The sequence below is a fragment of the Arthrobacter sp. LjRoot14 genome (assembly GCF_964253905.1).
In the GTDB taxonomy this organism is placed as follows: Bacteria; Actinomycetota; Actinomycetes; order Actinomycetales; family Micrococcaceae; genus Arthrobacter.
In genome coordinates, this window is sequence record NZ_CAXURL020000001.1 from 1226672 (window position 1) to 1239775 (window position 13104).

Consider the following 13104-nt stretch of genomic DNA (forward strand, 5'->3'; position numbering starts at 1 on the left):
ACTCTACGTTGCGCTCGCGGGTGCGCGCGCGGACTTCACACTCGGGCCTGCAGGGAGGGCATCGCGCGGGACGCGATAAACTGGCCACATCCCCACCAACCGCGGCACCCACCGTGTCAAAAGACGGAGACCTTTGTGAGCTTTACGCAGCTAGACCGTGTTCCCATCCGCCGAGCCCTGATCTCGGTCTACGACAAGACCGGTCTGGAGGAGCTCGCCAAGGGCCTGCACGAAGCAGGCGTCAAGATCGTCTCCACCGGCTCCACCGCGAAGAAGATCGCGGCCGCAGGCATCCCCGTCCAGGAGGTCGAGGAAGTTACCGGCTCGCCGGAGATGCTGGACGGCCGCGTCAAAACCCTCCACCCGCGCGTCCACGGCGGCATCCTGGCGGACCGCCGCGTCCCCGCCCACATGGAAACGCTGGCCGGCATGGAGATCGAGGCGTTCGACCTCGTCGTCGTGAACCTCTACCCGTTCGTGGAGACCGTCAAGTCCGGTGCCGCGCAGGACGACGTCGTGGAGCAGATCGACATCGGAGGTCCCGCCATGGTCCGCTCCGCCGCGAAGAACCACGCCGCCGTCGCGATCGTTACCGATCCCAATTTCTATGGCAACGTTGTGCGTGCCGCCGCAGAAGGCGGCTTCGACCTGAAGACCCGCCAGCGCCTGGCCGCGAAGGCCTTCGCCCACACGGCCAGCTACGACACCGCCGTGGCCACCTGGACGGCCAGCCAGTTCCTGGACGAGGACGGCGACGGCGTGATCGACTGGCCCGCCTACGCCGGCCTGGCCCTGGAACGCTCCGAGGTCCTCCGCTACGGCGAAAACCCGCACCAGCAGGCCGCCCTCTACGTGGACAAGGCCGCTCCCGCGGGCATTGCCCAAGCTGACCAGATCCACGGCAAGGCCATGAGCTACAACAACTTCGTGGACGCCGACGCCGCGCTCCGTGCAGCATTCGACTTCGCCGAGCCCGCCGTGGCCATCATCAAGCACGCCAACCCGTGCGGTGTGGCAGTCGGTTCCGCCGACGCCACGGACGCCATCGCCGACGCACACGCCAAGGCCCATGCCTGCGATCCCGTCTCCGCATTCGGCGGCGTCATCGCAGCCAACCGCACGGTCACCGCCGGAATGGCGCGCACCGTTGCCGGCATCTTCACCGAGGTGGTTATCGCGCCGGGCTTCGAGGACGAGGCCGTGGAGATCCTGTCCAAGAAGAAGAACATCCGCCTCCTGGCCCTGCCGGAGGGCTACGGCCGCTACCCGACCGAGTTCCGCCAGGTCTCCGGCGGCATGCTGGTGCAGGCTGCTGACAAGGTCGACGCCGAAGGCGACAACCCCGCCAACTGGACCCTCGCTGCCGGCGAGGCCGCGGACGCAGCCACGCTGGCCGACCTCGCGTTCGCCTGGACCGCCTGCCGCGCCGCCAAGTCCAACGCCATCCTGCTCGCGGACCACGGTGCTGCCGTCGGCATCGGCATGGGCCAGGTCAACCGGCTCGACTCCTGCAAGCTGGCCGTGGAACGCGCCAACACCCTGGGTGTGCAGGTAGAGTCCGACGTCGAAGGCGCCGGCGGTGCAGCCGGTCCTTCGACGACAGAGGCCAGCGGAGCCCCGCAGCGTGCCCGCGGTGCCGTGGCAGCCTCGGACGCGTTCTTCCCGTTCGCCGACGGACTGCAGATCCTGATCGACGCCGGCGTCCGCGCCGTGGTCCAGCCCGGCGGTTCCGTCCGGGATGACGAAGTGATCGCCGCGGCGAACGCGGCCGGCATCACCATGTACTTCACGGGTGCGCGCCACTTCTTCCACTAAGAGTTAAGCGCCACGTACGACGGCGACCGCCCCGAAGAGGGGACGGTCGCCGTCGTCGTTTATTCAGTTAGTTGTCTTCCGGTTCCGCCTCTGGCTCAGCCTCCGGCTCGGGGAGCCGGACCTCGCGGGGTTTCGCTTCGGCCATCCGCTCCGGCGTCCAGTAGGCGATGATGTCCTCCGGCGCCTGGCTGATGTCGCTGTGGCTCACGGCGTCCTCATCCGAGGGCCCGGTGCTGTCAGTTCGCGGACGATGCACTCGAGTACGCCTGCTGGATGACGGAACCCCAGTAGGGTCCGTACATGACCTTGGAGGGGGCGCCGCTGTATCCGTAGCTGTTGATGGAGTTCTGGTAGCCGCTGGAGCTGGTGCCGATGAACCAGGGACCGCCGGAGGAGCCGCCCGTCATGTCGCACGGGATGCCCTGCGTGTTGAACTGGGGGTTGTAGGGGTCATCGCTGGCCGGGCCGGTACAGCTGACCAGTGACTGTCCGTCGAACGGGGCCGCGGCCGGGTAGCCATAGGACTTGTAGGTCAGGCCGCGTGCTGCGTTGAACTGGACCCCGGATGAGCCCACCACATCAGCCAGGCTCTGGCCGTTGAGTTGCGAGACGACGGCGAAGCCTGTGTCGTACTGCATGTCTCCGGCCGAGCTCCACTGGGTGGGGGCGTACAGGGCCTTGGCCGCCCATTTGCCGTACGGGGCGGCGCCGTCCAGATAGGCCGGGACGAAAACGAAGTTGGTGGCAAACGCGCCGGGACCTTCATTGACGCAGTGGCCCGCTGTGGACACGGTGCTCTTGTTGTTGGAGACGACTGAGTTACCCGAGCAGACGTAGTTGCTGCCGCCCATGGTGAAGAAGACTTTGCCGATATGGGACACCGGATTCTCATCGACGTGCAGGACGGTCTTTCCCTTGCCTGCCTTGCCCGTGATTTTGGTACTCGAACCCTTTTCCACCGCCGCGGCTGATGAGGTGTTGCCGCGCTGCAGCGCCTTGGCGGCCAGGACGTCGCCCGGAACGGCTGCGCGCATGCGGTCTGCCGTCCAGTAATCCGCCGCCTTCGAGCCGTCCACCGACTGGCTGGCAACCTGTGCGGCTTCCTGCGGTGAGGCGTCCTGTGGTGACGCGGGCGCTGCATTTGCCCCGCCGGCGGCACAGACGGCCAGCAGTGCGGCTGCGGACAGGCTCAGGAGGCTGGTGGCCAGAGTCTTCGATTTCGTCATGGTTGTCCTAACCAGTCGTGATGCGGCGGCCTCAGATGGTGGCCGCCGCTGGTGGAGATCAAACTACCCACTGTGACAATTGTTGTAAATAGATACACGAGTCTCGTCTTGTGCCTGGTGGGATGTGGTTCCCGTCTCTCCGCGGCCCCGTCAGTCCGGCGGACGGGGGCATGCTACGCGTCGCTGGACGCCACGATGGGCGCCGACGCGCCCTGCTCGGGTAAGTTAAGAATGTTGAAATAACGCCAGAGTTCCAGATGTATGTATACCTTCAGGAGACGCCCAACCAATGGCCAAGATTATTTATACCCACACTGACGAAGCGCCCATGCTGGCCACCTACTCGTTCTTGCCGATTATCGAGGCCTACGCGTCGACTGCCGGTGTGGAAGTGGAGACCCGCGACATCTCCCTCTCTGGCCGCATCATTTCGGTGTTCGGTGACTACCTCACTGAAGAGCAGCGGATCAGCGATGCCCTGGCTGAACTGGGTGACCTGGCAAAGAAGCCGGAAGCCAACATCATCAAGCTGCCCAACATCAGCGCTTCCATTCCGCAGCTGAAGGCGGCCATCGCCGAGCTCCAGTCCCAGGGCTACGACCTTCCGGACTACCCCGACAACCCGTCCTCCGACACCGAGACGGACATCCGCTCACGCTACGACAAGATCAAGGGTTCGGCCGTCAACCCGGTCCTGCGCGAAGGCAACTCGGACCGCCGCGCGCCCCTCTCCGTGAAGAACTACGCCCGCCAGAACCCGCACTCCATGGGTGCCTGGACGCCGGAGTCCAAGACCAACGTGGCCACCATGGGCGCCGATGACTTCCGCGCCAACGAGAAGTCCGTGGTCATCGAGTCCGATGACACCGTCAAGATCCAGCTGGTCAAGGAAGACGGCACCGTCAAGGTCCTGAAGCGCGGATTCCCCGTCCTGGCCGGCGAAGTTGTGGACGGCACCGTAATGCGCGCCGCCGCCCTGGATGAGTTCCTGGCTGCACAGGTTGCCCGCGCCAAGGAAGAGGGCGTGCTGTTCTCCGCACACCTGAAGGCCACCATGATGAAGGTCTCGGATCCCATCATTTTCGGCCACGTGGTGAAGGCCTACTTCACCGAACTGTTCGACACGTACGGCGAGCAGCTCGCCGCCGCCGGCCTCAGCCCCAACAACGGCCTGGCCTCCATCCTGGGCGGACTCGAAGAACTCCCGGAAGACGTCCGTGAGGGCGTCCAGGCAGCCATCAAGAAGGGCCTCGCAGAGGGACCCGCGCTGGCCATGGTGGACTCGGACAAGGGCATTACCAACCTGCACGTTCCCTCCGACGTCATCGTGGACGCCTCCATGCCCGCCATGATCCGCTCCTCCGGCCACATGTGGGGACCGGACGGCAAGGAAGCGGACACGCTGGCCGTTCTTCCGGACAGCAGCTATGCAGGCATCTACCAGGTTGTCATCGACGACTGCCGCGCCCACGGCGCCTTCGACCCCACGACCATGGGCACCGTGCCGAACGTTGGCCTCATGGCCCAGGCCGCCGAGGAATACGGCAGCCACGACAAGACCTTTGAGATCCAGTCCGCCGGAACCGTCCAGCTCGTGGACAGCAAGGGCAACGTGCTGATCGAACACCAGGTGGCACCGGGCGACATCTGGCGCGCCTGCCAGGCCAAGGACGTGCCGATCCGCGACTGGGTCAAGCTGGCCGTCACCCGCGCCCGCGCCTCCGAAACGCCCGCCGTGTTCTGGCTGGATGAGACGCGCGCGCACGACGCCAACCTGATCGCCAAGGTCAAGGAATACCTCAAGGAATACGACACCGAGGGCCTCCAGATCGAAATCATGTCCCCGGAAAAGGCCACGGCCTTCACGCTCGAGCGGATCCGCAAGGGCGAGGACACCATCTCCGTGACCGGCAACGTGCTCCGCGACTACCTGACGGACCTTTTCCCGATCCTTGAACTGGGTACCAGCGCCAAGATGCTCTCCGTGGTGCCGCTGATCAATGGAGGCGGACTCTTCGAGACCGGCGCCGGCGGATCCGCCCCGAAGCACGTCCAGCAGTTGCTGAAGGAAAACCACCTTCGCTGGGACAGCCTTGGTGAGTTCCTGGCCCTCGCCGTCAGCTTCGAGCACCTGGCGACCACCACGGGCAACAAGCGTGCCCAGGTACTCGCCGACACCCTGGACCGCGCCACCGGCACGTTCCTGCTTGAGAACAAGTCCCCGCGCCGCAGCGTAGGGGAACTGGACAACCGCGGCAGCCACTTCTACCTCGCCAAGTTCTGGGCGCAGGAGCTGGCCAAGCAGACCGACGACGCCGAGCTGGCCGCCGATTTCGCCGCTGTCTCCGAGGCGCTGACCTCCAACGAGGACACGATCATTGCCGAGCTGCTCGCAGTGCAGGGCTCCCCGGTGGACATCGGGGGCTACTACCACCCGGACGTTGCCAAGGTCGCCTCGGTGATGCGTCCGTCCGCGAAGTTCACTGAAGTTCTGTCCGGCCTGGCCAAGTAGCCGGACCCGCTGAACGTCAAAACGCCCCGCCTCCCATCACGGGAGGCGGGGCGTTCTTGTTTGGCAGGCAGCCGACGCGCGCGTGGGAGCCGACGCCGGCGTGGCAGCCGCAGCGGCCGGCCGGCCGCAACAGCGTCAGCGCTGGACGTGCTTGCCGAACGGAGGCTCGGTCGCCATGTCCGGATCGGTGTTCACGGGCTGCTCGGTAGGCACCGTGTCGTAGCCCACTTCCTCTTCGAGGGGGACCGCAGTGGTGGCAGCCTGCGGCATTTCCGCCGTCGTACCCGCTGCAGCGCCCGTTCCGGCGGCACTTCCGGTGACTGCGCTGTCGCTGACGCGTTCCCGCCAGGCGCCGGTTTCCACGTGGCGTTCCTCGATGAATTTCTTGAAGCGTTTGAGGTCCGAGGCCACCTGGCGGGAATCAAGCCCCACTGCTGCTCCCACCTTCTCAACGGCGGAGTCCGGCTCCCAGGCGAGTTCAACGCTGACCTTTGTTTCGGTCGGGTTGAGTGCTTCGAACCATACGGTCCCTGCGTTGCGCGGCTCGTCGAGGCTTTCCCACGTGACGCGCTGGTCCGGCTGCTGGACGGTGATTCGCGCGTCGTATTCCCTCTTGACGCCGGCGATGCTGGTCTGGAAGTGCACTGTGGTGTCGTCGAGCTGGCGGACAGCGTCCACGCCGCTCATGAAGTGCGGGAAGTCCTCGAACTGGGTCCACTGGTTGTAGGCCTGGCTCAGCGGGACACCTACGTTGATGGATTCCTGAACAATTGCCATGCGTAAATCACTCCTTCAGCTGGCGGGCCGGCGGCCCGCGGTTCTGATCTCGCTGCGCTTCGTGGGCGCACTTAACCAACCTAGCGACATTGACGGAAAATAGTAAGTTTGCTGACGAATTTCCCTCGATCCCGTTGTGGTTGTTCGCCGCCTTCCTTAGAGTGATAAGCAAGCTTAGTTTCGGGCCGGACGGCCGCCTGTGACTAAGGACTGCTTATCAAAGGGGAACAAACCATGCCAGCAGACAGCAACATCCGCATTCCGGGCGCGACGTCGAGCGAGCCCCCCGCCGTTGCCGAGCCGACGGAACCGCGCGAACCGCTGCCGCCCAAGCCGGACCAGCAGGGCCCCGAAGCGGTATCGCCCACCGGAACGCCGAGCGGCGCCCCGGTCCATTCGAGGGCACAGTCCGGTGCCTACCTCACCACAGCGCAAGGGCTCCGGCTCCAGGATACGGACCACTCGCTGAAGGCAGGCCGGCGCGGGCCGGTGCTGCTCCAGGACCACCATCTCCGCGAGAAGATCACCCACTTCGACCACGAGCGGATCCCGGAGCGGGTGGTGCATGCCCGCGGCGCCGGAGCGCACGGCACGTTCCGCTCCTATGGTTCCGCTGCCAACATTAGCCGCGCAGGCTTCCTGGCCAAGGACGTCGAAACGCCCGTATTTGTCAGGTTCTCCACGGTGCTGGGGTCCCGAGGCTCCGCCGATACCGTCCGCGATACCCGCGGCTTTGCAACGAAGTTCTACACGGACGAGGGCACTTTCGACCTGGTCGGCAACAACATTCCGGTCTTCTTCATCCAGGACGGCATCAAGTTCCCGGACATCATCCACGCCGGCAAACCCCACCCGGACCGCGAAATCCCGCAGGCCCAGAGCGCCCACGACACGTTCTGGGATTTTGTTTCGCTCCACACCGAGGCGCAGGCGCACACCATGTGGAACATGTCCGACCGGGCCCTGCCCCGTTCCTACCGCACCATGGAGGGCTTCGGCGTCCACACGTTCCGTTTCGTGAATGCCGAGGGCGCCACCAGCCTGGTGAAGTTCCATTGGAAGCCCAAACAGGGCGTCCATTCGCTCCTCTGGGAAGAAGCCCAGCTCATCAACGGCATGGACCCGGACTTTCACCGGCGCGACCTTGCCGACGCGATCGAGTCCGGAGCCTACCCGGAATGGGAGCTGGGAGTGCAAGTCTTCCCGGACACCGAGGAGGAGTTCTTCGAGGGAATCGATCTCCTGGACCCCACCAAGTTCGTCCCCGAAGAGCTTGCGCCGGTTCAGCCCATCGGCCTGATGACCCTCAATGCCAACCCGGTGAACTACTTCGCCGAGACCGAGCAGGTTGCCTTCCACCCCGGCCACCTTGTACCGGGAATCGACGTCACCAATGATCCTCTGCTCCAAGTGCGGCTCTTCTCCTACATCGACACGCAGATCTCCCGGCTCGGCGGTCCGAACTTCGGACAGATCCCCATCAACCGGCCGCAGGCGCCCGTCAACGATATGCTGCGCGACGGAATGCACCAGCAGGCGGTGCACGGGGGCGCGGCACCGTACCACCCGAATTCGCTGGACGGCGGCTGCCCGTTCCTCGCAGGGGCGGACCTCAGCGCATTCGTCGACGTTCCCGAGCAGTTGGCGGCGGCAGTCAAGGAACGGAAGTCGCCGGCGTCGTTCGATGACCATTTCAGCCAGGTCAGGCTCTTTTTCCGCAGCCTGACCCCGGTGGAGCAGGACCATGTGATCCAGGCCTACACTTTTGAACTCGGCAAGTGCCGGGAGGAAGCCATCAGGGAACGGCAGCTGCAGAACCTGGCCAACGTTGACGCCGAACTGTGCGCTGCCGTCGCCTCGGGACTGGGCATGCCGGCGCCCGCAGCTTCGGTGGAGGTGGCCGACGCCGAGCCGAGCCCCGCGCTGTCGCAAGTCGGAGGCACCTGGCCGGTGAAGGGACGTGTGGTGGGTATTGTGGCCGACGCGTCCAGTGACCTTGACGCGGTGCGTGCCGCGCGCACGGCTTTGGATGCCGCGGGGATCGTGCCGCTGGTCATTGCACCCTCCGGAGGCTACTTGGGAGAGGAGGCCGACGGCGGGATCCCCGTTCAGCGCACCTACCTCACCGCACGATCCACGGAGTTCGACGCTGTGCTCGTGGCCGGATCGGCTGACCCGGCCCCGGACGCTGACCAGGGCCTGGATGCCAAAGCCGGAGAGCCCGGCGCTTCCCTCGATCCGAGGGTGGTTCTTTTGCTTTCCGAGACGTTCCGCCACGCGAAGGCGATCGGCGGCTGGGGCGGAGGTTCCGCCGTCGTGGACGCCGCTAGCATCCCGCAGGATGCTCCCGGGATAGCTCTCGGTGAGTCAGCGGACGGCGTGGTGTCGCAGATCCAGGAACTGCTTGCCGCACACCGGTCCTGGGACCGTTTCCCGGCGTCGGGCTTCACGTCTTAGCAGACCCCCTAGCGGGGGCGTCCCGGCGAGGGGCGGATCTTCGTGAAGCAGGACGGCTGATTCCGGCAAGTGCCGGAATCAGCCGTCCTTGCCTTTGCCCTTTTCGCCCTTTCCCGGACCTTGGTTTTGCTGGGCCGGAGCTGGCGCGACCGGCGCCGGCGCTTCTGCGGCCGGAACAGCGGCCGCTTTCGCGGCTTCTGCCGCTGCCGCGTCCGCTGCGGCCTTGGCTGCGGCCGCCTGGGCTGCTGCTGCAGCTGCTGCTTCGGCTTGAGCTTTTGCGGTGGACAGGTCCGCTCGCACCGCCTCGATCGCCTTCATGATGCTCTGGTGGCGCTTGAACGAAACGTCTCCCTCGGCTGCCGCGGCGTCGAGCTGTGCCACCAGCTCGTCAAGTGTTTTGAGTGCGCCGGCCGGATCGTTGCCGGCAGCGGACTGCGAGACGGTCAGGACTTTGGCCTGCAACTGCTGCGCGGCTTCCACGTCCAGGTCCGGGGCTGCAGAACTGCAGCCTGCCAGGGCCGCGGAAAGCACGCCTGCTGCGAGGACCAGGTGCCATCGCTGTGCTGGCCTCGCGCGACGGCGACTGACTGCAAGTAATGTCACGGTTCCACGCTCTTCTGAAGTTGGTCGAGGTGCTCTCCCAGGGTGCCGGTGACCGCGGGGTATTGAACCGGCTCCGGTGTTTTGGGAGTGAGGGCAGGCAGCAACATTATGGCGGCGATTGCAAGCACCGCAGCGGCTGCCAGCGCGGCAGCCAGCTTCCCGCGGCCAGCAGGCCGGAGTCGTCGGGCAGCGGTGGGGCGCGGCGGGTTGCTGTGACCCGGCTGCAACTCGGCTGTGGTGCGGCCACCGGTGTCCGAGCCCGGTGTGCGGGCGCCGCCCGGCGCAACCAGCGGGGGACGAGAAGGCGGTGCCGGGAGGATGCGTGTTGGCTCCTCGGCCACGGAACCGGGAACCGACTCCGGAGAGACCAGGGCCTGTCGAAGGGCGGTCTCGAGATCAGCTGCCGTCGGGCGGTCCATGGGGTCCAGCGCGGTCATGGAAGTGATGAGGGCGGCCCACTCGACGGGAACATCGTTGGGGATTTCCGGGGCGCGGTGCAGGCGCGCCACCGCGGATTCAATGGCGCTCCCCGGATATTCCACGGCTCCCTTGATGCACTCGAGCAGCACGAGGCCAAGGGAATAAATGTCGCTGGCGGGACCGAGGTCGGCGCCCCGTGCCTGTTCCGGGCTCAGATATGCGGCTGTTCCCACCATGGTTCCGGTAGCCGTCAGGCGTGTGCCGTCGACAATTCGGGCAATGCCGAAATCGGTCAGTTTGGGGCGCAGGGGCTCGCCGGGGCGGACCTGTACCAGGAGGATATTGGCCGGTTTGATGTCACGGTGGATGATGCCCAGGTTGTGGACGTACGCCAGGGCGTCGGCCACTCCGGCGCCGATCACTGCCAGTTCATCCAGCGGGACAGGGCTGTGCCGGATCCTGCTCCGGAGGTCCTGCCCCTCAACCAGTTCCATAGTGAGGAACGGACGCGGCTCCTCCGGCACGCGGGAGTCTATTCCGGCGTCGAACAAAGTCACGAGGCTGGGGTGGTTCAGGGTGGCGAGCAGCTGGATCTCGGCTTCCTGACGCTTCAACTCGTCCGCGTCGGCTGATTGCGGGGCAAAGAGCTTCAATGCCACATCCCGGCCGAGGTTCTCGTCCCTGGCTGTGTACACCGATGCCATGCCGCCGCGTCCGATGACCTCGCCGAGGCGGTATCGGCCGTCCAGGACCTCTGCCGTCTCGCTGCGCGAACTCTCCACGATGTCCCCATCCTTTTCAGCGTTCCCTCGGAACGCACTCTAAAGATGATACGGGGACGGGTATGCATTTTCATAAGGGTACTTGGTAATTACGCTTGCCGGAGCGGGATATGCGGGCCCCGGTGGTCTGGCCCGGCAAGCCCTGAGCGGCTTCCCGGACCAGACCGGTCCAAGTCTCACCACGCCTGGCGGGCAGGGCGCCGGCACCGCCGCCGCCCTGCCCGCTGATGCCCTAGGCCCTCTTGCGCCGGGCCGGAACGAGCATGATGATCATGCCGGTGGCCAGCAGGAGCAGGGCTGCGGCCAGCAGCTCAAGGTTGGCGCCCGTGTTGGCGAGCATCGGAGCTGCCATGGGAGCTACTGCAGCGGCGGGCGCCATCTGCGTACCGGCAAGCACCGTATTCGTACCGGCCAGCGCCAATGACGACGGACCTTCGGTAGCTGTCACAGGAGGGGCAACTGCCGGGCCGAAGACCAGCGGGGGCGTAACCACCGGAGGCGTGACGACGGGAGGCGTGACAACCGGGGGAGCCACGACGGGAGGAACGACCGTGGACGACGAGTCACCGCCAATTCCGACCGACGCACCGCCAATCGTGATCGGTGCGGTGACGGGTGCGACGATCTGGGTTCCGGAGGCGAGGCCGTCGGAGCCGCTGGTCGATGGGGCGGGGGTGGTGCTGGTTCCCGCCGGTGCAGTGGTGTTGCCTTCGGTGGTGGCCGTTGAGTCACCCAGCAGGCCCAACGACGTCGTACCTACGGTGATCGGTGCGGTGACCGGTGCGACGACCTGGGTTCCGGAGGCGAGACCGTCGGAGCCGCTGGTCGATGGGGCGGGGGTGGTGCTGGCGCCGGCCGGTGCAGTGGTGGCGCCGTCGCCTTCGGTGGTGGCCGTTGAGTCACCCAGCAGGCCCAACGACGTCGTACCTAGGGTGATCGGTGCGGTGACGGGTGCGACGATCTGGGTTCCGGAGGCGAGGCCGTCGGAGCCGCTGGTCGATGAGGCGGGGGTGGTGCTGGTTCCCGCCGGTGCAGTGGTGGCGCCGTTGCCTTCGGTGGTGGCCGTTGAGTCACCCAGCAGGCCCAACGACGTCGTACCTACGGTGATAGGTGCGGTGACGGGTGCGACGATCTGGGTTCCGGAGGCAAGGCCGTCGGAACCGCTCGTCGATGGGGCGGGGGTGGTGCTGGTTCCCGCCGGTGCAGTGGTGGCGCCGTTGCCTTCGGTGGTGGCCGTTGAGTCACCCAGCAGGCCCAACGACGTCGTACCTACGGTGATCGGTGCGGTGACGGGTGCGACGATCTGGGTTCCGGAGGCAAGGCCGTCGGAACCGCTGGTTGTGTCCGCTGCGCTTGCAGCGGTGGTGCCGAGGGCTAGTAGTCCTCCGGCGAAGAGGGTGCTGATCAGCCCTCTGCGGATATTCGCGTGCATGGTGATCTCCTGAAAGTTGTTGTGTGGGCGCCCAGGGCAGCCCGAATGGCCGTTTTCCGCGCAAAGGCGCAGGGAAGGCCCAACTAGTCAGGAGATGAACCGGGGTCGAAAGACACCGGTGCGGGAGCACTTTGCAGGGGGCCGCTGACGGGAAGAACAATGGTCAGTAGAACGTCCAGATGGAAAGCTGATAGCCAGGCTGCTCCGCCGGCACCGCCGCCTTGAGACTGGCTGCTCCCAGAACCGGAGCCCGGAACAGCCGGCAATGCTGCCGGGTTGGGGGTTCCGTCGCGGGGGAGGGGATCTGCAAGAACTCCCGCTTGTACCGGTGCAGTCTGCAGCGTGCCAGGGCCAGAGGCTTGGAAGGACGCCGCTGACTTCGACATGGCTGAGGTTGATGTGGCCGGGGCGGCCGGCAGATCACTGGCGCTTGAGGCGTCCGCGCTGACGGGCGGGACCCTGGCGGGTGCGATGCTGTCGGCGGTTGCGTCGTCAGCCGCGGCGATGTCAGGAACTGGGAGATCCGGTGTCGAGACCTCCGGACCCGGAAGGGGATCGACGCCCGTCAGGAGGTCGCCCACCGGTTCCACAACGGGGTCCAGCACTGGCAGGGCATCGCCTGCTATCGGCAAGACTTCCTCGGCGATTCCGGTGACGAATCCGTCGGCCGCGGCCGTGACGGGGGCCGTGACGGCACCAACAGTGCCGGAGGGGACTATCTGGTTCACTACCGGAACAGCTTCAATCAGGTAGTCCACGGGACCGGTTGCAGCGCCGGTAAGAGGCTGGAGCAGACCGCCCGGTTCAGCGGAACTTGGCTGTGCCGGGAGTACGGCTTTATCAACCGGAGCGTCCGTTCTTACGCCGGGAACCGCAGCGGCCAGGACGTCCACAACCGGATTGACTGCGGCGTCGCTTACTGATGAGACGGAGGAGCTGACGCTTCCAAGCAGGGAAGCGGAATCAGACGCGGTATCGGCGCTGGCAGCCGGAGCAGATAGGGTCAGCCAGGCAGTGGCCGCGGCGCCTGCGAGGAGCAACGGACGGAGCGCGCGCCATGGAAAACCTGCTGATTCCATG

General features: G+C 66.0%; 10 protein-coding genes. 3 read left to right on the forward strand and 7 right to left on the reverse strand.

The genetic code is table 11. The annotated features are described in order from the left end of the window. The first annotated feature begins 135 nt into the window (after window positions 1-135). Window positions 136-1815: a bifunctional phosphoribosylaminoimidazolecarboxamide formyltransferase/IMP cyclohydrolase gene (gene purH / locus ACSQ12_RS05675; protein WP_436064670.1), complete on the forward strand. Its 1680-nt coding sequence runs from the start codon at window positions 136-138 to the stop codon at window positions 1813-1815. 67 nt (window positions 1816-1882) lie between these two features. On the opposite strand, the gene ACSQ12_RS05680 is transcribed toward purH, so the two are convergent. Beyond that, window positions 1883-2023, reverse strand: coding sequence for a hypothetical protein (locus ACSQ12_RS05680; protein WP_245199238.1), 141 nt, complete (start codon window positions 2021-2023; stop codon window positions 1883-1885). Window positions 2024-2051: 28 nt separating this feature from the next. Beyond that, window positions 2052-3041: a trypsin-like serine peptidase gene (locus ACSQ12_RS05685; RefSeq protein WP_436064671.1), complete on the reverse strand. Its 990-nt coding sequence runs from the start codon at window positions 3039-3041 to the stop codon at window positions 2052-2054. 289 nt (window positions 3042-3330) lie between these two features. Here ACSQ12_RS05685 and ACSQ12_RS05690 point away from each other — a divergent pair, with 289 nt between their 5' ends. After that, on the forward strand, window positions 3331-5553 hold the full coding sequence (locus ACSQ12_RS05690) for an NADP-dependent isocitrate dehydrogenase (protein ID WP_436064672.1): 2223 nt from the start codon (window positions 3331-3333) through the stop codon (window positions 5551-5553). A 135-nt stretch (window positions 5554-5688) separates the two neighbouring features. On the opposite strand, the gene ACSQ12_RS05695 is transcribed toward ACSQ12_RS05690, so the two are convergent. Continuing rightward, window positions 5689-6330, reverse strand: a complete 642-nt coding sequence (locus tag ACSQ12_RS05695) for an SRPBCC family protein (RefSeq protein ID WP_436064673.1) — start codon at window positions 6328-6330, stop codon at window positions 5689-5691. A 234-nt stretch (window positions 6331-6564) separates the two neighbouring features. Between ACSQ12_RS05695 and ACSQ12_RS05700 the strand changes: the two genes are divergently transcribed. Next, the gene (locus ACSQ12_RS05700) at window positions 6565-8787 is read left to right on the forward strand and encodes a catalase (protein ID WP_436064674.1); all 2223 of its coding nucleotides are present in this window, start codon (window positions 6565-6567) and stop codon (window positions 8785-8787) included. A 78-nt stretch (window positions 8788-8865) separates the two neighbouring features. On the opposite strand, the gene ACSQ12_RS05705 is transcribed toward ACSQ12_RS05700, so the two are convergent. The 4 genes from ACSQ12_RS05705 to ACSQ12_RS05720 form a co-directional block, all read right to left on the reverse strand. Next, a complete protein-coding gene (locus tag ACSQ12_RS05705) occupies window positions 8866-9390 on the reverse strand; it encodes a mucin-associated surface protein (RefSeq protein WP_436064675.1) in 525 nt (174 codons plus the stop codon). After that, window positions 9387-10592: a protein kinase domain-containing protein gene (locus ACSQ12_RS05710; RefSeq protein WP_436064676.1), complete on the reverse strand. Its 1206-nt coding sequence runs from the start codon at window positions 10590-10592 to the stop codon at window positions 9387-9389. The genes ACSQ12_RS05705 and ACSQ12_RS05710 overlap by 4 nt, the downstream gene beginning before the upstream one ends. Before the next feature lie 232 nt (window positions 10593-10824). After that, on the reverse strand, window positions 10825-12024 hold the full coding sequence (locus tag ACSQ12_RS05715; RefSeq protein WP_436064677.1) for a DUF320 domain-containing protein: 1200 nt from the start codon (window positions 12022-12024) through the stop codon (window positions 10825-10827). Between the two features lie 83 nt (window positions 12025-12107). Then, on the reverse strand, window positions 12108-13103 hold the full coding sequence (locus tag ACSQ12_RS05720; RefSeq protein ID WP_436064678.1) for a hypothetical protein: 996 nt from the start codon (window positions 13101-13103) through the stop codon (window positions 12108-12110). Window position 13104 lies beyond the last annotated feature (1 nt).

What these genes read in the sequence shown, in the direction of transcription:
- ACSQ12_RS05685 (WP_436064671.1), bottom strand. Translation starts at nt 3,041, where the DNA reads ATGACGAAATCGAAGACTCTGGCCACCAGCCTCCTGAGCCTGTCCGCA.
- ACSQ12_RS05690 (WP_436064672.1), top strand. Translation starts at nt 3,331, where the DNA reads ATGGCCAAGATTATTTATACCCACACTGACGAAGCGCCCATGCTGGCC.
- ACSQ12_RS05695 (WP_436064673.1), bottom strand. Translation starts at nt 6,330, where the DNA reads ATGGCAATTGTTCAGGAATCCATCAACGTAGGTGTCCCGCTGAGCCAG.
- ACSQ12_RS05700 (WP_436064674.1), top strand. Translation starts at nt 6,565, where the DNA reads ATGCCAGCAGACAGCAACATCCGCATTCCGGGCGCGACGTCGAGCGAG.
- ACSQ12_RS05715 (WP_436064677.1), bottom strand. Translation starts at nt 12,024, where the DNA reads ATGCACGCGAATATCCGCAGAGGGCTGATCAGCACCCTCTTCGCCGGA.
- ACSQ12_RS05720 (WP_436064678.1), bottom strand. Translation starts at nt 13,103, where the DNA reads ATGGAATCAGCAGGTTTTCCATGGCGCGCGCTCCGTCCGTTGCTCCTC.